This window comes from Sagittula sp. SSi028 (assembly GCF_048553715.1).
Lineage (GTDB): Bacteria > Pseudomonadota > Alphaproteobacteria > Rhodobacterales > Rhodobacteraceae > Sagittula.
Genome location: NZ_JBLZNC010000002.1, coordinates 249293 through 266114, shown reverse-complemented (window position 1 = coordinate 266114; position 16822 = coordinate 249293). Strand labels below are relative to the sequence as shown.

The 16822-nt window shown below is 62.7% G+C and carries 20 protein-coding genes; 12 read left to right on the top strand and 8 right to left on the bottom strand.

Annotation, left to right across the window (positions count from 1 at the left end; all coding sequences use genetic code 11):
* Positions 1-87 precede the first annotated feature (87 nt).
* Both ACN5AZ_RS04785 and ACN5AZ_RS04780 read left to right on the top strand, forming a co-directional pair.
* Complete coding sequence (locus ACN5AZ_RS04785) at positions 88-1596, top strand: leucyl aminopeptidase (RefSeq protein WP_419427722.1); 1509 nt, start codon at positions 88-90, stop codon at positions 1594-1596.
* Between the two features lie 57 nt (positions 1597-1653).
* Complete coding sequence (locus ACN5AZ_RS04780; RefSeq protein WP_419427721.1) at positions 1654-2112, top strand: DNA polymerase III subunit chi; 459 nt, start codon at positions 1654-1656, stop codon at positions 2110-2112.
* On the opposite strand, the gene ACN5AZ_RS04775 is transcribed toward ACN5AZ_RS04780, so the two are convergent.
* From ACN5AZ_RS04775 to ACN5AZ_RS04755, 5 genes are all read right to left on the bottom strand, one after another.
* Entirely contained in the window at positions 2109-2687 is a 579-nt protein-coding gene (locus ACN5AZ_RS04775) for a retropepsin-like aspartic protease family protein (protein ID WP_419427720.1), read from the bottom strand. The genes ACN5AZ_RS04780 and ACN5AZ_RS04775 overlap by 4 nt on opposite strands.
* Positions 2688-2749: 62 nt before the next feature.
* On the bottom strand, positions 2750-3370 hold the full coding sequence (locus tag ACN5AZ_RS04770; protein ID WP_419427719.1) for a MarC family protein: 621 nt from the start codon (positions 3368-3370) through the stop codon (positions 2750-2752).
* 58 nt (positions 3371-3428) lie between these two features.
* Positions 3429-3869: a J domain-containing protein gene (locus ACN5AZ_RS04765; RefSeq protein ID WP_419427718.1), complete on the bottom strand. Its 441-nt coding sequence runs from the start codon at positions 3867-3869 to the stop codon at positions 3429-3431.
* A 118-nt stretch (positions 3870-3987) separates the two neighbouring features.
* A complete protein-coding gene (locus ACN5AZ_RS04760; RefSeq protein WP_419427717.1) occupies positions 3988-5106 on the bottom strand; it encodes a Hint domain-containing protein in 1119 nt (372 codons plus the stop codon).
* 276 nt (positions 5107-5382) lie between these two features.
* On the bottom strand, positions 5383-7227 hold the full coding sequence (locus ACN5AZ_RS04755; RefSeq protein WP_419427716.1) for an ABC-F family ATP-binding cassette domain-containing protein: 1845 nt from the start codon (positions 7225-7227) through the stop codon (positions 5383-5385).
* A 260-nt stretch (positions 7228-7487) separates the two neighbouring features.
* Between ACN5AZ_RS04755 and ndk the strand changes: the two genes are divergently transcribed.
* A complete protein-coding gene (gene ndk, locus ACN5AZ_RS04750) occupies positions 7488-7910 on the top strand; it encodes a nucleoside-diphosphate kinase (RefSeq protein WP_419427715.1) in 423 nt (140 codons plus the stop codon).
* A gap of 57 nt (positions 7911-7967) precedes the next feature.
* Here ndk and ACN5AZ_RS04745 read toward each other — a convergent pair whose 3' ends face one another.
* The 3 genes from ACN5AZ_RS04745 to ACN5AZ_RS04735 form a co-directional block, all read right to left on the bottom strand.
* A complete protein-coding gene (locus ACN5AZ_RS04745; protein ID WP_419427714.1) occupies positions 7968-8345 on the bottom strand; it encodes a DUF4112 domain-containing protein in 378 nt (125 codons plus the stop codon).
* A gap of 73 nt (positions 8346-8418) precedes the next feature.
* Positions 8419-8766 (bottom strand): TfoX/Sxy family protein, encoded by a 348-nt coding sequence (locus ACN5AZ_RS04740; RefSeq protein ID WP_419427713.1) that lies wholly within the window; start codon positions 8764-8766, stop codon positions 8419-8421.
* A gap of 6 nt (positions 8767-8772) precedes the next feature.
* Positions 8773-9966, bottom strand: a complete 1194-nt coding sequence (locus ACN5AZ_RS04735) for a pyridoxal phosphate-dependent aminotransferase (RefSeq protein WP_419427712.1) — start codon at positions 9964-9966, stop codon at positions 8773-8775.
* A gap of 273 nt (positions 9967-10239) precedes the next feature.
* Between ACN5AZ_RS04735 and ACN5AZ_RS04730 the strand changes: the two genes are divergently transcribed.
* From ACN5AZ_RS04730 to ACN5AZ_RS04690, 9 genes are all read left to right on the top strand, one after another.
* Positions 10240-10590, top strand: a complete 351-nt coding sequence (locus ACN5AZ_RS04730) for a hypothetical protein (RefSeq protein ID WP_419427711.1) — start codon at positions 10240-10242, stop codon at positions 10588-10590.
* Entirely contained in the window at positions 10538-11878 is a 1341-nt protein-coding gene (locus ACN5AZ_RS04725; RefSeq protein WP_419427710.1) for a DNA-packaging protein, read from the top strand. Before ACN5AZ_RS04730 ends, ACN5AZ_RS04725 begins: the two co-directional genes overlap by 53 nt.
* 166 nt (positions 11879-12044) lie before the next feature.
* Positions 12045-13232, top strand: coding sequence for a phage portal protein (locus tag ACN5AZ_RS04720; protein WP_419427709.1), 1188 nt, complete (start codon positions 12045-12047; stop codon positions 13230-13232).
* 1 nt (position 13233) lies between these two features.
* A complete protein-coding gene (locus ACN5AZ_RS04715; protein ID WP_419427980.1) occupies positions 13234-13452 on the top strand; it encodes a GTA head formation protein, RCAP_rcc01685 family in 219 nt (72 codons plus the stop codon).
* A 24-nt stretch (positions 13453-13476) separates the two neighbouring features.
* Positions 13477-14022, top strand: coding sequence for an HK97 family phage prohead protease (locus ACN5AZ_RS04710; RefSeq protein WP_419427708.1), 546 nt, complete (start codon positions 13477-13479; stop codon positions 14020-14022).
* Positions 14023-14088: 66 nt separating this feature from the next.
* A complete protein-coding gene (locus tag ACN5AZ_RS04705; protein WP_419427707.1) occupies positions 14089-15270 on the top strand; it encodes a phage major capsid protein in 1182 nt (393 codons plus the stop codon).
* Between the two features lie 164 nt (positions 15271-15434).
* Positions 15435-16025, top strand: coding sequence for a head-tail connector protein (locus ACN5AZ_RS04700; protein ID WP_419427706.1), 591 nt, complete (start codon positions 15435-15437; stop codon positions 16023-16025).
* A complete protein-coding gene (locus ACN5AZ_RS04695) occupies positions 16022-16378 on the top strand; it encodes a phage head closure protein (RefSeq protein WP_419427705.1) in 357 nt (118 codons plus the stop codon). The genes ACN5AZ_RS04700 and ACN5AZ_RS04695 overlap by 4 nt, the downstream gene beginning before the upstream one ends.
* A complete protein-coding gene (locus tag ACN5AZ_RS04690) occupies positions 16375-16791 on the top strand; it encodes a DUF3168 domain-containing protein (protein ID WP_419427704.1) in 417 nt (138 codons plus the stop codon). The genes ACN5AZ_RS04695 and ACN5AZ_RS04690 overlap by 4 nt, the downstream gene beginning before the upstream one ends.
* The last annotated feature ends 31 nt before the right edge of the window (positions 16792-16822 follow it).

Genomic DNA, 16822 nt, shown 5'->3' with positions numbered 1-16822 from the left:
GAGGGGAAAGCGGCCTCTGGTAAAGATCCGGACAAGGGACTAGGTCATTGGGCAAGGAACTGCTTACCTTCTGACAGGAGACCCTGAATGACCGACTTGCGCGACATCACATTTGCCGAAACCGATCTGGAAACTGTGGCCGAGGCCACGGGTCAGGTGGCCCTCTTTGTGCCCGAACAAGGCACCATGGGGCCGGGCGCACGTCGTGTAAACAAATTGTCGCGCGGCGCCGTGGCGCGCATGCTGGAAACCGAAGCGTTTGAAAAGCTCGGGGTGGGCGAGGCGCTGACGCTGGGCTACCCCGCCAACATGAAGGTTTCCGCCGTGCATGTGGTGAAACTGTCGCGCCGCCCCTCGGTCAGCGAGGCACGCAAGGCCGGTGCCACGCTGGCCAAGGCTGTGGGCAGCAGCGAACTGGTGGTGCTGGCGGACGGGACGCGTCGCACGGCGCAGGTAGCGCTTGGGCTGGCGCTGCGCAGCTATGCCTTTACCGCGCGCAAGGCAGAGCCCGCCGAGACACCGGCGGCAGCGACATTCATGGTGAAGTCGGTCGAAGACGCCGAAGCCGCCTTCGCCAGCGCCAAGGCCGTGGCCGAGGGCGTTGTGTTCACCCGTGATCTGACCAACGAGCCGACAAACGTTCTGGGCACCGAGGAATTCGCCGCCCGTCTGGAGGCCATGCGGGATCTGGGGCTTGAGGTCGAGGTGCTCGAAGAGGATCGTCTGGCCGAACTGGGCATGCGTGCGCTGCTGGCGGTGGGGCAGGGCTCTGCCATGCCGTCCAAGGTGGTTGTCATGCGCTGGAAGGGGGGCGAGGCCGATGCGGCACCGCTGGCGCTGGTCGGCAAGGGCGTGGTCTTTGACACCGGCGGCATTTCCCTCAAACCGGCTGCGGGCATGGAAGACATGACCATGGACATGGGCGGCGCCGGTGTGGTGTCGGGCGTGATGAAGACCCTCGCCCTGCGCAAGGCACGCGCCAATGTGGTGGGCCTTGTGGGGTTGGTGGAAAACATGCCCTCTGACCGTGCGCAGCGTCCCGGTGACATCGTCAAATCCATGAAAGGCGATATGATCGAAGTGCTTAACACCGACGCCGAGGGGCGTTTGGTTCTGGCAGACGTCCTGTGGCACACCCAGCAGACCGAAAAACCGGCGGCCATCGTTGATCTGGCGACGCTGACCGGGGCCTGCATCATTGCGCTGGGTCATGAAAATGCAGCCGTCTTTGGCAATGATGACAAATTCGCCAACGATTTCCTGAAGGCCGCCGCCGCCGAGGGTGAAGGCGCATGGCGTCTGCCGCTGAGCAAAGCCTATGACGATCTTATTCAGGGCACCAAGGGAGATGTGAAAAACACCGGCGGGCGCGCGGCGGGGTCGATCACGGCGGCGCAGTTCCTGCAACGTTTCGTGGCCGATGATATGCCGTGGATTCACCTCGATATCGCGGGCGTGGCACAGGTGGCCAAAGAGACCGCGCTGGCGCCCAAAGGCGCGACCGGTTGGGGTGTCATGGCGCTGGATCGTCTTGTGCGCGACCGTTTCGAGGTGGTCGAGGCGGCTCCGGCAAGCGAAGCAACCGCATCGGAATAAGCGGATCGCGCGCGGGGCTATTGCGGTCTCGCGCGCGCAGTTCAACGAGGCTTGGCCATGGGCAATGCGCTGTTCTACCACCTGACTCGGCAACCGCTGGAGGTGACGCTGCCGATGCTTTTAGAAAAGTCGCTGGAACGCGGCTGGAAGGTGGCTGTGCGCGGGACCGATCAGGGGCGGCTTCAGCAGCTTGACCAGCAGCTGTGGCAAGGGCCGATCGACGGGTTCCTGCCCCATGGCATCGAAGGCGGCCCGCATGATGCGGAACAGCCGATCCTGCTGGTCAGCGGGACCGACGCCGCCAATGGCGCGGCCTGTCTGATGGCCGTGGACGGGGCCGAGGTCTCCCCCGCAGAGGTCGAGGCGCTGGACCGCGTCTGTATCCTGTTCAACGGCCACAACCCCGAGGCGGTGCAGGCCGCCCGCGTTCAATGGAAGACGCTGACCGGCGCAGGCTGCAAGGCGCAGTATTGGTCCGAAGAGGATGGGCGCTGGCAGAAGAAAGCCGAGGCCTAACGTTCCAGCCGCATCCGGCCTTCGGTGATCTCGATCCGGTCGTAGCGGTTCAGATAGGTCATGCCCAACAGCGAGCCGCGCATCTCTCCACCATTGACGTAAGCGCGGACGCGGCGGTCGGTGAACGGGCCAAGCGACAGGCTGTCCAGCGTCACCGGCGCCGTATCGACAAGGCCGTTTGCCGTGCGGGCGGTGTCGAAAAATTGCAGGTTTTCGTCGGACAGACCGGCGGCCTCGGCATCCTGACGGCTGAGCACGATGCTGCTGGCGCCGGTATCGACCACAAAGCGGACTGGCGTGCCGTTGACCTCTAGCAAGGCGTAATAATGCCCGTCAAACGAGCGGGGCAGGTCCACATGCCCCGTGCCGATGACCATGGCACGCTGGCTAAATCCGCCCTGAAGCTCCTGCCACAATCCAACGGCGGCCAGAACAGCGGTAAAGATCATCGCCCATGTCATCAGCGATTGCAGCACGCGGCCCAAGGCCCCGCGATGCCGGATGAACAACCAGATCAGAACAAAGCCCGCCAGCAAGGCTGCGTAGACGACGCGGTCGTTCTGGTCGAGCGGCATGGCAGTGTCCTTTGATCTGTCTCCTAAACGAATTTAGGGGCGGATCTGCCGTAGGCCAAGGTTCAACCGGCGCTGATGCCAAACCCGCGCAGCCCGTCCAGCACAAACTGCACCGAAAGCGCCGCCAGCAGCATGCCCAACAGACGCGTGGTGACGGTGATCCCGATGGGCCCAAGAGCGCGTTCGATCATCCCCGCTGCAAGAAACATCAAAAAGGCCAGCCCCAGAACAGAGGACATCACCGCCAGAATGGCCAGCATGTCCAGCGCACCCTCAGCTTCGCCCGCCAGCAGGATCATGGTGGCAATCGCGCCGGGGCCTGCAATCAGCGGAATGGCCAGCGGAAACACGGACGGGTCGGGGGGGTGGTCGCCTTCGGCCTGATCTTCGCGGCGTTTGGTGCGCCGTTCGAACAGCATATCCAAAGCGGTGATAAACAGCAAAATCCCGCCCGCGATCCGGAACGCCGGCATGGTAATTCCGATAAATCCCAGCACAGCCTCGCCGAAAAAGGTGAACAACATCAGCACGGCGATAGAAATCACCATCGCACGCACGGCGATGGCGCGTCTTTCCTGCGCGCCGATCCCTTGGGTCAGGGCGATAAAAATGGGCGTCAGGCCGATGGGATCGACGACCACAAACAGCGTCGCGAAGGCAGAGATCAGAAATGCGGTTTCCATGCCTATTGCCCTAGGGCACGTCAGCGCATCGGTAAAGAGAATGTTTGCGGGTGACGGCTCACGCTGCGCGTTCGACGCGCGGGCGGTGCGGGGCCGTGGTGGCCATGCGCGCGGTGTCAAACCCCTTCGCGGCAGAGCGCAGAGCGCGTGCTTGTTGCGGCGACAGCGGCGGTGTTTTTGGCACTTGGCGCTCGGATCGCGGGGCGGTCGGTCGTTTTGGGGGCGTGGACTGCGCGCGCTGGGTGGTTCGCACCTTGGTCTGGACCGGCTTTGGCTTGGTAGTGTCGGGTCGTGGTCCGCGCAGAGGCACGTGGTTGCGCAGATTGTCAAAGGCGGCGTTCTGCTCTGCCAGACGGGCGCTGCGCTGCGGTCGGTTGAACAGGGACGCGTCGGGGTGCGCCTCGCGCACCAGACGTTTGTAGGCGGCGCGGATCGTCGCATAATCGTCCCATGGGCTGACCCCGAGGATCTCGAAGGAAGAGGGCGATTTGCGCGACATAGCAGCCTCGGGTGATACCAAAAACGCCAGCGCGGTTTGCGCTGGCGAATAATGGCATAACTTAGGCAGTCGTTTCAAAGAAGCCTAAAGTTTTAGTCAAAGTTAACAGGCCATCAGGTCAGAGGTCGCGACCCTGCTCCAACGGCGGCTTGCCGTTTTTCAGGTGACGCGCCATCAGACGTTTCTGGCGCGGCCCTGTCGGGATCGGCTTGGCCGAGACACCATTGAGCAGCGTTTCACGCAGCTCGGGGAACAGGGTCAGCAGCTCTTCGAGGTGATCGGGGTTGATGGTCTTGAGCGCCTCGGGGCCGGTCAGCAGGCTTTCCGTGGGTGCACCCTCGGCGGTGATGACCTCGTGATGGTCGAGAAGGATGTGGAAATACTCCACCTCTGTCACGCTGCGGTCGATGTGGATGCCGGGCAGGGCGGTCAGCTTGATCGCGGGGATCAGGACGTCTTCGGTGCCAAACATCCGTCCCGCCACCCGTGACGAGACCAGCATGCGGTGTTGGCGCGACACCAGCATATCACGTTTCGGCAAACCACGACCAAGGCTGCCTGCGGTGATGCGCACGGGGTAAAGCTTGGGGTTGGCTTCAAGGTCTTCTGCGGAACATTTGCGTGTCCCGATCCAGCGGATTGGCACACGGCGGCCATCCTGCGTGTAGACCAGATCACCGGCCTGCAGGAATTCGACAGGTGCGTGGCTGTCGACCACATGGATTTTTGTGCCGCGGGTAAAGCACGCCACAAAATCAAAAGACTCACGACTGCCGGTCATCCCCGAGAACACATTGCCCGCCAGACTGTCGAGGCTGATGGACTGGATGACATCCGCCTCCAGCGCTGCCTGATCGGCGTTGGCGCTGAATTCCGGCGCAAGGTAGGTGTTGCCGTTGGTGTCCTGAAAGATCACAGCCGTGATCGTTGCCGTGGTCCCGTTCCCGTAGGTGATCGTCGCGTTATAGACCGAGGTACCATCGAAAAACTGGTTTGCCCCGCCGTCGATGGTGAATGCCTCGGGCGTCGAGTCATTCATGTCGTAATAGCTGTTGCGGTCGCTGTTGAAGGCGGGGGTTCCGGGCGCGAACTGCTGGATCTGGTCGACAAGCGGATTGTCCGCATCGCCAAATGACAGGCCGACAAGAGCCGAAGCATTCTCGGCGGTTGTGTTGCCCTCGACAGTGTCGATGTCGGCGAGATTCCCGAGGGAGATCACATTGAACGTGGTCGGCATGTCTTAACCCCAAAACGCGCACCGAAGTGCATTTCACACAGGGCACGCGCAGGCAGTGGGGGCAGATACTGGGAAACAAGAAGCGCACGGCACAACGGAAAACCGACGGGCGATAAGTAACGGCGCTGAACACGGCCAGCCCCCACTGCCTCGTGCCTGAGTTTTAGATAGTTAAACTTAGCTTAGAAATGGAGGGGAAATTTGATGACAAGTTAACTATTGACGTTAGGTCAGTCCTATCCGTCTGTTTCTTAATCATCCTTTCGAATAGGCCGCCTATTCCGAAGCGGCATCCAGCCGTTCCTGAGCTTGCATCCACAGGGTTTCGGCCCGTCGCAGGCCGTCCTCGACCTCGGCGAACTTGCGGTTCCATTTTTCCAGCTCGGATGCATTGGCCGCCTCGTACAGGCTGGGATCGGCCATCTTTTCAGACAGCTTGCCGTGCATCTCCTCGAGCTTGGCAATGCGGTCCTCGCATTTGCGCACCTCTGCGCGCAGTTCCAGAATGGCATCGCGGGAGGCGCGCTTGGGCTTGGCCTTCGGCTTCTCGGATTTGGGCGGCGTGTCTTTGGCGATCAGAAAGGCGCGGTAAGCATCCAGATCATCGTCATAGGGACGTACAGTGCCGTCAGACACCAGCCAAAGACGGTCTGCCACCATCGACAACAGGTGCATGTCGTGGCTCACAAGGATGACGGCCCCGCTGTAGGTGGTCAACGCCTCCATCAGGGCCTCGCGGCTTTCGATATCAAGGTGGTTTGTCGGCTCGTCGAGGATCAACAGATGCGGCGCGTCCAAGGTGGATAACAACAGCGACAATCGCGCCTTCTGGCCACCGGATAGGCGCGCCACTTCGGTATCGGCCTGCGCGGCTTGCAACCCGAAGCCGGCGAGCTTTGCGCGCAATTGCGCCGGCGGCGTGTCGGGGCGGGCGCGCTGCAAATGGTTCAGTGGTGTTTCATCCAGATGCAGCTCGTCGACCTGATGCTGTGCGAAATAGCCGATCCGCAGCTTGGAGGACCGGTTCATCTGCCCCGCCAGCAGCGGCAAGCGATCAGCCAGCATCTTTGACAGTGTGGATTTGCCCTGACCGTTCTTGCCCAGCAAGGCGATGCGATCATCCTGATCAATCCGCAGGTTAAGACGGTTCAACACCACCGTGTCCCCGTAGCCGGTTGCACCATCTTCGATGTTGATGATGGGCGGGCTCAAGGTGTCGGGCTGGGGGAAACTGAACACACGTTTGGCCGCCTCTTCGGGCGGTGTGACCATGTCCATACGTTCGATCATCTTCAGGCGGGCCTGCGCCTGCTTGGCCTTGGTGGCCTTAGCGCGGAAACGATCGACAAAAGACTGAAGATGCGCCCGTCGATCCTGCTGCTTCTTGGCAGTGGCCGCCAATTGCGCACGTTTTTCGGCCCGCAGCTTCACAAAGCCGTCGTAGGGCGTGCCATAATAGGTCAGCTTGCGGTCTTCGAGATGCAGAATGCTGCCCACGGCGCGGTTCAGCAGGCCGCGGTCGTGGGAAATCACGATGACCGTGTGTGGGTATTTGGCCAGATAGCTCTCCAGCCACAATGCGCCTTCAAGGTCGAGGTAGTTGGTTGGCTCGTCGAGAAGCAACAGATCGGGCTGCGCAAACAACACCCCCGCCAGCGCCACGCGCATCCGCCAGCCACCGGAATAGGCCGAACAGGGATTGCCGTGCTCTTCGGGATCAAACCCGAGACCGCGCAGAATAGACGCGGCCCGGGCCTCCGCGCTCCAGGCGTCAATATCTGCGAGCCGTGTCTGAACCTCGGCCATGCGTTCGCCGGTGGCGGTTTCAGCCTCGCGCATGAGCGCAGCCCGCTCGGTGTCGGCCTCCAGAACCGTATCAAGGATTGAAACCTCTGACGCGGGCACCTCTTGGCTGACGCCCCCGATCCGGGCCCGGGAGGGCAAGTCGATGCTGCCAGCGTCCAATGTCAATTCGTTGCGGATCAACCGGAACAGCGTGGTTTTCCCCGCGCCATTGGGCCCGACCAGACCAACTTTATGGCCTTCGGGAATTGTCGCCGTGGCCTCCTCGAACAAGGGGCGGCCATCAATGGAGAAGTTTATGGATTGAATGCGCAACATAGGCGCGCTTTAGCAGAGGCTTAACCAGTGCGAAAGACAACTTCGCCCCAGTCGCCGCCCAAACCGATGACGACGCATATGCTTTTTCTTGGGTAAAATACCTCGGGGGGGATGGGGGGCAGCGCCCCCCGCCGTTCAAGGATACAACGCGCTCTGTGCGACATGCCCGCCTATCAGGGGTTTTCATGTCGCAAGCTGCGTGCTACGCGCCTGCCCGAGATAACACGCCGTATGACGCGGCATGACAACGGAGAGAGACCATGGCTCTGGAACGTACCTTTTCCATCATCAAACCCGACGCCACCCGCCGCAACCTGACCGGCAAGATCAACGCCAAGTTCGAGGACGCGGGTCTGCGCATCGTCGCACAAAAGCGCATCCACCTGACCAAAGCGCAGGCGGGCGAGTTCTACAAGGTGCACGCCGAGCGTCCCTTCTACGACGAGCTGTGTGAATTCATGGCCTCCGCGCCGATCGTGGCACAGGTTCTCGAAGGTGAAGGCGCAATCGCCAAGAACCGCGAAGTCATGGGCGCAACCAACCCTGCCGACGCAGCACCGGGCACCATCCGCGCCGAGTTCGCCGAATCCGTCGGTGAAAACTCCGTGCACGGCTCTGACGCGCCGGAAACCGCAGCAGAAGAAATCGCGTATTTCTTCTCCGGTCTGGAGCTGGTGGGCTAAGCCTATCTGCGATTATTCGGAAAAGGGGGCCTCGTGCCCCCTTTTTTGTTTGGTGCCTCAGGCGTGGTCGACGACAGCGTTTTCTGGAGAAACTGTATCCACGTGGCGGCGCAGCAGCGCTGCATTGCGCAGGTTGGCCTTCCAGCCGATGTCAAAGATGTCACCGATCAGCGGCACCGTCCCGATCACCCAGTCGACACCGATGTTCATGCCCATCCGCGCCAGGGTGCGCTTGGGCACTGCGCAATCATGGGCGAGCTTTACGATATAAAGCGAGGGCGCCAGCGCCAGCGTATCGCCCACGCCGGGCACCAGACCCAGCAGACTATCGTAGCCGATGCGAATGCCCGTTCCGGGCACGCGCAGGGCAGCGTCCATCCGGCTTGCAATGCGTTCGGCGCGGTCTGCGTGCTGGCGATGGAACGGCTGGGTCATGATGGCTCCGCAATTTCATGGACGTATAGGCTGAACGTCCATGGCGCAAAGCGGTTCCGCAGTCGCGCTGTGATCAGCGTTTCATATCACGAGGGATCACCCCGATCTCTGACAGGCGATCGAACAGGCGTTGTTCGTCCGTCGACGGGGCGGTTTGCGCTTTCAGCGCATCAAAGCTTTCGCGAAGGCGGTCTTTTTCGGCCCCTTTGCAGTCGTTCCACGGGCGCCCCTGCAGGGCCATGTGCAAGACGTAGTAGCTGATGAAATGCGGGCGCTGCCCGTGATCGAGCAGCTTGCGATAGGCCGCGTCCGCCCCGAGGCTGCGCAGCGTCTCGGCATCGGGAATGCCCGCATCGTTCATGGATGCCTCCATGGCGGGGCCAAGGTTGCGAATGGTCGAGATGGGAGTGCCGCCGCCCATGATGGCCTACAGCGTCTTTTCGGCAATAAGCCGTGCCGCGAAACGGCACAGCCGGTCGAGCGCATCAAGCAACAGATCGTCGTCAGTGGTCAGTGCGATGCGCAGATGACCCGCAGCGGCGCTGCCAAAGCTTTCCCCCGGCATGACGGCGATCCTATGCTCTTCCAACAGGCGGTAGGCAAAGGCTTCGCCGCTCAGCCCGGTGGCCCTGATATCGATCATCAGATACATGGCGCCGCGCGAGGGGATGACCTGAACGGCGGTCTGGTTGTTCAGGACCTGTAGCGCCGCGTCACGGCGGCGGCGAAAGGGGGCTGCGACCTGCGCCTCCAGCTCGGGGCCTGCGGTCAGCGCAAACAGAGCGGCGTCCTGAATGTAGCCGGGCACCCCGTAGGTGGTGTTTGTCGCAAGATCGATCAGCCGTTCGATCACCTGTTCCGGCGCGGCGATCCAACCGATGCGCGACCCCGTCATCGCATGGCTTTTAGACATGGAGCCGATCACCAGTGTGCGTTCTGCCATATCCGGCAGGCTGCGCGGCGAGATATGCGCACCCTCCCAGATCTGGGTGTCGTAGACCTCGTCCGACATCAGCCACATGTCTTGATCGCGGCAGACCTTGGCGATCTCGTCCAGCGTGTCGCGGGGGTAGATCATGCCGGTGGGATTGTTCGGCGTGTTGATCAGCAGGCTTTTGGCGCCGTGTTGTAGGGCGGTTTTGCGGAGCATGTCCGCATCGGGTAGGAAGGCATCGCGCGCGCGGGTGGCCAAGCTGACAGGGATACCAGAGGCGGCGCGGATCGTCCCGGGATAGGTCGCATAGAACGGATCGATGTAAAGCGCGCTGTCACCCGGTTCCAAAACGGCCATATGCGCGGCAAAGAGCGCCGACTGCCCGCCGGGTGTGACAAGGATGTTGTCCGCCGTGGTCGGGGTGCCCGTGCGTTGGCTCAGCCGTTGTGCAATCTCGCGTCTAAGATCATCCGTGCCCGGCACCATTGCATAGCCTGTGTGGCCCGCATGCGCCGCGCGGTCCATAGCAGCCAGAATGGACGGGTCGGTGCCGATGTCATGTTCGCCAATGGTCAGTTCGATGATGTCATGGCCTTGGGCCTTTAGCTCTCGCGCGCGATAGAACACGCCCCAACCGTCGGATCCGTCACCATTCAAGGTTGATATACGCTGGCTGAGCTGTGGCATGGGGCGGTCTCCGGAATGCGATGCCAACACCTGCCAGAGACTGCGCCAATGGGCAAGGCTGGCCCGGGGATGCGTTAACGTGGCATGCAGAAGTGTAAACCAAATCAACGCCTTGCGTTCGCCCTCTCATTTGACCGGGCGCACGGTCCGCAGTAGGTTTTCAGACATGCTGGACGAGCTATGGCACTGGCCTGATCGGGGCGACCCGGTGGGGCTTTTGTCATGCCTGCCCGTTGGAGGGGCAACCATACAGGCAACAAAGGTGTCGAGCATATGAGCAGCGAAAAACAACAAGGCTGTGTTTTGGTGGTGCCGGTTTGTGAAACCGGGCGTCTGGAAGCGCAACGCGAAGAGATTGCGCAGACGTTGAGCGAGCTTGCGGGCGATGTCCGCGCGCTACAGGGAAAAATTCGATCCGGAGAGGCAAAGAAAGGGGACGTGGGCGCGGCGCTCGCGGACCTGCGTTATTGGCTGAAAGCTTTGCGAGAAACGGAGGCTGAACTAGATGCAATCAGACAAAGGGAAAGTGGTGTCATCGGCGGCTGGGGGCTTGACCTTGATGCCGCAGGGGATGAGGTCCGGTGCCGTCTGGCTCGCCTCGCAGAGTGCTGCGGTCAGGACTGAATTTCTGGATGGGCTATCGGAAGGGGGGCGCCTAGCGCTCCCCTTTTTGTTCGAATTCTGGGCCCATCCCCATCAATTGCCGCCCGAGGGGGATTGGCGATCCTGGGTCATTCTGGGCGGTCGCGGTGCTGGCAAAACGCGCGCCGGAGCCGAATGGGTGCGCGCGCAGGTCGAGGGGCCGCTGCCCCTGTCGCAGGGCCGGTGCAGGCGGGTGGCAATCATCGGCGAGACCTTTGATCAGGCGCGCGAGGTTATGGTGATGGGCGACAGCGGGATCATGGCCTGTTCGCCGCCCGACCGCCGCCCGGAATGGAAAGCCACCCGGCGGTGTCTGGTCTGGCCCAATGGTGCGGAGGCGATGGTCTATTCCGCGAGCGAGCCGGAAGCGCTGCGCGGGCCGCAATTCGATGCGGCTTGGGTGGACGAGTTGGCCAAGTGGAAAAAGGCGCGCGACACATGGGATATGTTGCAGTTCGGTTTGCGGCTGGGGGCGCATCCGCGCGTCTGTGTCACAACCACGCCGCGCAATGTGGAGGTGCTGAAGGATCTTTTGGAACTCCCGTCCACGGCTGTCACCCGTGCGCCGACAGACGCCAACGCGGCCTATCTGGCAGAGAGCTTTCTGGCGGAGGTGCGGGCGCGATATGCGGGCACGGCGCTGGGCCGTCAGGAACTGGACGGCGTGTTGCTGGAACAGGTGGACGGGGCACTGTGGACACGCGCTATGCTTGACGATTTGCGCGCAGGGGCGGTGGATGGGTTTGACCGCATTGTCGTTGCGGTTGATCCGCCTGCGGGGGATGGCAAGCGGTCTGATGCCTGCGGGATTATTGTGGCAGGGGTCAGACGCCAACCGGATGGAACACGATCCGCCGTGGTGCTGGAAGATGCGAGCGTTCGGGGGTTGTCGCCCCTTGGCTGGGCCGAGGTTGCGGTTGGAGCCGCGCGACGCTGGCAGGCGGACCGTGTTGTGGCCGAGGTCAATCAGGGCGGCGCGATGGTCGAGACGGTACTGCGGCAGGTTGATCCCTTGCTGCCGGTCAAACGGGTCCACGCGCGCGATGGCAAGGCGGTGCGCGCCGAGCCGGTTGCGGCCTTGTACGAACAAGGGCGGGTGCGCCACGCGCAGGGTTTGGACGAGCTGGAAGCGCAGATGTGTCTTATGACGCCCTTGGGCTTTGAAGGGGCGGGCAGTCCTGACCGTGTCGATGCGCTGGTCTGGGCCTTGGGCGAATTGATGGATGTGTCCGCGCCCGCGCCGATGCAGCCGCAGATGCGTTTGGTGTGAAGCCCCTGAAACGTATCGGAAAAAAAGCCGGTAGGGTGCAGCGTACGGTGGTCCTACCGGCAATTAACGAACGGTTCATAGGGTGTCATCGAAGCGCAGGTAAACACGGGGTCGTGTCCTGCGGCAAGACGGCGGCGATGGGGCCGGAGGGATAAGGAGCAACAGCATGGTTTTCGATTTTCTGCGGCGATCCGATGCGCGGGCTTCGGCGGTGCCGGAGGTGAAGGCCTCGGCCACGGGGCGTGTGGTTGCGCATATGTCCGGCGGACGTGTGGCGTGGAGCCCGCGGGACACGGTGTCATTGACCCGTCAGGCCTTTGCAGGAAATCCGGTGGGCTTTCGCGCGGTGAAACTGATTGCAGAGGCCGCGGCCGCCTTGCCGTTGATCTTGCAGGACCAGCAGGCACGCTACGCTGACCACCCCATTTTGAAGCTGGTCACCGCCCCCAATCCTGCGCAGGGCCGTGCCGAGCTGCTGGAGGCGCTTTACGGACAGCTGTTGCTGTCTGGTGACGGCTATGTCGAGGCCGTGGCAGGCGATCAGGGTGTCCCGTTCGAGCTGCATGTGTTGCGGTCCGACCGGATGAGCGTCGTGCCGGGGCCGGATGGCTGGCCGGTGGCCTATGTCTACGAGGTGGCGGGGCGCAAGCATCGGTTCAACGTGACAGGGCCGGTGTCGCCGGTGCTGCATATCAAGACCTTTCACCCGCAGGACGACCACTACGGATTGTCTCCGCTGCAAGCGGCGGCGCAGGCGGTCGACGTGCACAATTCGGCCTCGCGCTGGTCCAAGGGGTTGCTCGACAATGCTGCGCGACCGTCGGGGGCGATCGTGTGGAAAGGGGCCGAGGGGCAGGGGCATCTGACCCCTGAGCAATACGACCGGCTGACCGCCGAGATGGAGGCCCACCATCAGGGCGCGCGCAATGCGGGCCGTCCGATGCTGCTGGAAGGGGGCCTTGACTGGAAGCCGATGGGCTTCTCGCCCAGCGATATGGAGTTCCAGAAGACAAAGGAAGCGGCGGCGCGCGAGATCGCCGTGGCCTTTGGTGTGCCGCCGATGCTGCTGGGGATCCAGGGCGAGGCGACCTATTCCAACTATGCCGAGGCGCATCGGGCGTTCTACCGCCAGACAGTGCTGCCGCTGGCGTCCAAGGTCACCACCCAGATCGGGCGCTGGCTTTCGGAGTTTACCGGCGAGGACGTGGTGCTGTCGCCTGATCTTGATCAGGTGCCGGCCTTGGCGGCGGAGCGCGATGCGCAATGGAGCCGCGTGGCAGAGGCGGATTTCCTGACGGTCGCAGAGAAGCGGGCGATGCTGGGGCTGCCTGCGCAGGAGGTCGAGGGTGACTGAAATGCGCCGCCGGGTCGAGCCGTTTGCCTGTGCACCGGGGATGCGACTGGAGGCCCACGAGAAGGTGTCGAAGCTGCAGTTCGAGGCGCTCAACGACCGGTTTGCGCGGATGGAAGCGCTGTTGGAGCGATTGGAGCGGCGGCTGTGGCTGGCGGTCTACGGGGTGGCAGGGGCGATCCTTGCGCAAGCCTTTGAAGGGTTTCTGAGCGTGGCTCCCTGAGCGGCTCTGGATAGGAGAAAACAGATGGATCTGGAACATAAGTTCTGCCGGTTCGATGAACAGGCGGTCACGGTCGAAGGCATGAAGATCGAGGGCTACGCCTCGTTGTTCGGGGCATGCGATCAGGGCGGTGACGTGGTGGCCAAGGGGGCCTATGCGCGGTCGCTGAAGCGGCTGACAGGGGAAGGCCGTGCAGTGAAAATGCTGTGGCAGCATGATCCGGCCCAGCCCATCGGCATTTGGGACGAGGTCCGCGAAGACGAACGGGGCCTGTACGTCAAGGGCCGTCTTCTGGACAGTGTCGCAAAGGGCCGGGAGGCTGCGGCCTTGATCGAAGCCGGTGCCATAGACGGTCTGTCGATTGGCTATCGGACCGTGAAATCGACAAAGAATGACAAGGGCCAGCGGCTCTTGGCGGAACTGGAGCTTTGGGAGGTGTCGCTGGTGACCTTTCCGATGCTGCCCAGTGCGCGGGTGGCGGCCAAGGGGGATGACCCCGAGGGTGACGCGGCTTTGCGTGAGTTGGCACAGACCCTTGAAGGGCTGCGCCGGAACCTGGCGGGCGACTGACGCGCGCCACGCATCATCCCGCCTGAGACCGTGCGCGGCGCAGGGCGGCAACACAAGGATACCGCGATGAGCAAAACCGAGACCAAGTCTCGGACCGGGGAAGATGTGTCTCCGGTCGCCCGGGTGAGTGCCGCGATGGCGGGACTGATCGGGGACTACAAGGCCCTGACGGCCAATCTGGAAGAGAAGCTTGCAAAACAGGAAGAGCGACTGACCATGCTTGATCACAAGACCGCGCTGGCGAAACGCCCCGCACTTTCGACCCGCACCGAGGTCGAAGCCCCCCACCAGAAGGCGTTTGACGCCTATCTGCGCTCCGGTGACGACGATGGCCTGCGCGGCATCGAGCTGGAAGGCAAGGCAATGTCGACAGCGGTGAATGCCGATGGCGGCTATCTGGTCGATCCCGCAACCGCCGAGATCATCAAGTCGAAGCTGGAAAGCCTTGTGTCCATCCGTGCCATTTCCAACGTGGTCAATGTGGAGGCATCGGCTTTTGACGTGCTGATTGACCGCAACGATACCGGTGCGGGGTGGGCATCCGAGACTGCGACGGCTGCTGAAACCGCGACCCCGACGATCGAGCGTATCTCGATCCCGCTGTTCGAGTTAAACGCCATGCCGAAGGTGTCGCAGCGCCTGCTCGACGATTCCGCCTTTGATGTGGAAAGCTGGCTGGCTGGCCGGATTTCCGACAAGTTCATCCGTGCAGAGGCGCAGGCTTTTGTCAGCGGTGACGGTGTGGACAAGCCCACGGGTCTTTTGACCAATACCATCGTGGCAAATGCGAACTGGTCGTGGGGATCGCTTGGCTATGTGGCATCCGGGTCTGCCTCGGACATCGATGACGCGGATGCGCTGGTCGATCTGGTCTATGCATTGGACAGCCGCTACCGCCCCAACGGCACCTTCGTCATGAACTCCAAGACCGCCGGTGCCTTGCGCAAGCTGAAGGACAACGACGGCCGCCATTTGTGGGCGGACGGTCTGGCCGCAGCAGAGCCTGCCCGCCTGCTGGGCTACAAGGTGCTGATCGCAGAGGACATGCCCGACATCGGCGCCGACGAGCACCCCATCGCCTTTGGTGATTTCGGTGCCGGCTACACCATTGCCGAACGCCCCGACATCCGCGTACTGCGTGATCCCTTCTCGGCGAAACCGCATGTGCTGTTCTACGCGTCCAAGCGTGTGGGCGGTGGCGTCAGCGACTATGCGGCGATCAAGCTTCTGCGCTGCGCGACGTCGTAATCGCAGGTCCGGTCGGAGGGCGGCGTGTGCTGCCCTTCGAAGGGCGCGCGTCCTCGGGTTGTCCAGCTTCCCCTCCGCCCGAGCGGCTCGGGCGGCGCGCGCCCGGCGATCGCAGATGGGGTGCCTGCCGACAAAGCGGCGGCCGAGTATTTCGGAGAAGAAACATGATGTTGGTGGAAGAAACTCAGGTGGCGGAGGCCGCGCTTCCGGTGGATGCGTTAAAGACGCATCTGCGGCTCGGCAGTGGCTTTTCGGAAACCGATCTGCAAGACGCGGTGCTGGTGTCGTTTCTGCGGGCCGCATTGGCAGCGATTGAGGCGCGGACCTCGCGGGCACTGATCCAGCGCGATTTTGTCCTGACATTCGAGCACTGGCAGGATCCGGCAGTGCACAGGCTGCCCATCGCTCCGGTGCAATCGATTACCGATGTGACTGTGATCGACGGTTTTGGCGTTGCAGATACCGTAGCGCCCGAAAGCTACCGGTTGGTGAAGGACGGGTTTGCGCCGAAGCTGCGGGCCATGGCGCTGTTGCCGACGGTGCCGCAAAACGGGTCGGTAGAGATCCGGTTTCAGGCCGGATTTGGCCCGAGCTTTGACGATGTGCCCGACGATCTGAAACAGGCGGTTTTGCTGTTGGCGGCGCATTACTACGAATATCGCGATGAGACGGCGCTGGGACAGGGCTGTATGCCGTTTGGCGTCACGAGCCTGATTGCGCCCTACCGTCCGGTCCGTGTGGGACTGGGCGCATGAGCGGGTGGGTAAGCTCTCGGACCCGCAGGCTGGATCAGCGGCTGGTGCTGGAGACTGTGGAGCCCGTCCCGGATGGTGCGGGCGGCTGTGTCGAAACCTGGCAGGCGCTGGGCACGCTGTGGGCCGAGGTCTCGCCACGCACAGGGCGCCAGGCGTCTGGTGCGGCAGGGGCGGTTGCCCGCAACGGCTACTTCGTCTGGGTGCGTGGGGCAGCAGACGACAGCACCGCGCGCCCCCGCATAGGTCAGCGGTTTTTGTGGGCCGGGCGCCGGTTGTCCATCGAGGCGGTCAGCGATGAGCCCCCGCGCGGCATGTATCTGAAATGCGCCTGCACCGAGGAGGTGGCACCATGACCTATGCGGTTTCTGCGGCCTTGCAGACGGCGGTTTTCGGGCGCCTGCAATCTGATGCGACGCTGTCGGCGCTGATCGGCGATGCGGTTTATGACTGTCCGCCTCCGGGCACTTTGCCCCCGGTGTATGTCGCGCTTGGCCCCGAAAAGGTCAGCGATGCGGGTGACAGCACCGGCGATGGCGCGCGCCATGATTTCACAGTCTCGGTCATCGCCGACACCGCGGGTTTTCTACCTGCAAAAGAGGCCGCCGGCGCGATCACCGATGCGCTGCACGGCGAGGATTTTCCTTTGTCGCGCGGTGCTTTGGTCGGGCTTTGGTTCCGCAAAGCAGTGGCGCGGCATGATGCAGACGGGCGTCGGCGCATCGATTTGGTGTTCCGTGCGCGCACCGAGGACACGGTCGCGCCCTGAGCGGCGCGCCAAACTAACCTGAACAACTAGG

Excerpts from the sequence above, each read along its gene's own strand:
- ACN5AZ_RS04785 (WP_419427722.1), top strand. The coding sequence starts at position 88 with ATGACCGACTTGCGCGACATCACATTTGCCGAAACCGATCTGGAAACT.
- ACN5AZ_RS04780 (WP_419427721.1), top strand. The coding sequence starts at position 1,654 with ATGGGCAATGCGCTGTTCTACCACCTGACTCGGCAACCGCTGGAGGTG.
- ACN5AZ_RS04775 (WP_419427720.1), bottom strand. The coding sequence starts at position 2,687 with ATGCCGCTCGACCAGAACGACCGCGTCGTCTACGCAGCCTTGCTGGCG.
- ACN5AZ_RS04770 (WP_419427719.1), bottom strand. The coding sequence starts at position 3,370 with ATGGAAACCGCATTTCTGATCTCTGCCTTCGCGACGCTGTTTGTGGTC.
- ACN5AZ_RS04765 (WP_419427718.1), bottom strand. The coding sequence starts at position 3,869 with ATGTCGCGCAAATCGCCCTCTTCCTTCGAGATCCTCGGGGTCAGCCCA.
- ACN5AZ_RS04760 (WP_419427717.1), bottom strand. The coding sequence starts at position 5,106 with ATGCCGACCACGTTCAATGTGATCTCCCTCGGGAATCTCGCCGACATC.
- ACN5AZ_RS04755 (WP_419427716.1), bottom strand. The coding sequence starts at position 7,227 with ATGTTGCGCATTCAATCCATAAACTTCTCCATTGATGGCCGCCCCTTG.
- ndk (WP_419427715.1), top strand. The coding sequence starts at position 7,488 with ATGGCTCTGGAACGTACCTTTTCCATCATCAAACCCGACGCCACCCGC.
- ACN5AZ_RS04745 (WP_419427714.1), bottom strand. The coding sequence starts at position 8,345 with ATGACCCAGCCGTTCCATCGCCAGCACGCAGACCGCGCCGAACGCATT.
- ACN5AZ_RS04740 (WP_419427713.1), bottom strand. The coding sequence starts at position 8,766 with ATGGGCGGCGGCACTCCCATCTCGACCATTCGCAACCTTGGCCCCGCC.
- ACN5AZ_RS04735 (WP_419427712.1), bottom strand. The coding sequence starts at position 9,966 with ATGCCACAGCTCAGCCAGCGTATATCAACCTTGAATGGTGACGGATCC.
- ACN5AZ_RS04730 (WP_419427711.1), top strand. The coding sequence starts at position 10,240 with ATGAGCAGCGAAAAACAACAAGGCTGTGTTTTGGTGGTGCCGGTTTGT.
- ACN5AZ_RS04725 (WP_419427710.1), top strand. The coding sequence starts at position 10,538 with ATGAGGTCCGGTGCCGTCTGGCTCGCCTCGCAGAGTGCTGCGGTCAGG.
- ACN5AZ_RS04720 (WP_419427709.1), top strand. The coding sequence starts at position 12,045 with ATGGTTTTCGATTTTCTGCGGCGATCCGATGCGCGGGCTTCGGCGGTG.
- ACN5AZ_RS04715 (WP_419427980.1), top strand. The coding sequence starts at position 13,234 with ATGCGCCGCCGGGTCGAGCCGTTTGCCTGTGCACCGGGGATGCGACTG.
- ACN5AZ_RS04710 (WP_419427708.1), top strand. The coding sequence starts at position 13,477 with ATGGATCTGGAACATAAGTTCTGCCGGTTCGATGAACAGGCGGTCACG.
- ACN5AZ_RS04705 (WP_419427707.1), top strand. The coding sequence starts at position 14,089 with ATGAGCAAAACCGAGACCAAGTCTCGGACCGGGGAAGATGTGTCTCCG.
- ACN5AZ_RS04700 (WP_419427706.1), top strand. The coding sequence starts at position 15,435 with ATGATGTTGGTGGAAGAAACTCAGGTGGCGGAGGCCGCGCTTCCGGTG.
- ACN5AZ_RS04695 (WP_419427705.1), top strand. The coding sequence starts at position 16,022 with ATGAGCGGGTGGGTAAGCTCTCGGACCCGCAGGCTGGATCAGCGGCTG.
- ACN5AZ_RS04690 (WP_419427704.1), top strand. The coding sequence starts at position 16,375 with ATGACCTATGCGGTTTCTGCGGCCTTGCAGACGGCGGTTTTCGGGCGC.